Here is a 265-nt window from a genome sequence, read left to right as displayed (position 1 = left end):
GACGGCGAGATTGCCCCTGATTACGCCCAGCGCACGGTACTGGCAACGGATAATTCGATTTACCAGCGCTTGCCCCAGGCGGTGGTCTTTCCTCGTCATGCTGAGGACCTGGAGCGTCTTGCCAAGCTGGCGGCCGAGATGCCTTACCGCGAAGTAGTACTTACCCCACGCGGCGGCGGCACCGGCACCAACGGCCAATCGCTGACCGACGGTATCGTGGTGGATGTTTCCCGGCATATGAATCAGGTACTGGAGATTGATGTGG

General features: G+C 60.0%; 1 protein-coding gene. It reads left to right on the top strand.

All coding sequences use genetic code 11. The features are described 5' to 3' along the window. Positions 1 to 265: FAD-binding oxidoreductase (locus tag ACT3R7_RS20795; RefSeq protein ID WP_496199475.1), on the top strand; the 265-nt coding region annotated here is incomplete at both ends.

Origin of the sequence: Halomonas sp. AOP43-A1-21 (assembly GCF_052376775.1) — a bacterium.
Taxonomy (GTDB): domain Bacteria; phylum Pseudomonadota; class Gammaproteobacteria; order Pseudomonadales; family Halomonadaceae; genus Vreelandella; species Vreelandella colorata.
The sequence above is the reverse complement of the archived record's forward strand: the minus strand, read 5'-3'. Positions and strand labels throughout refer to the sequence as shown.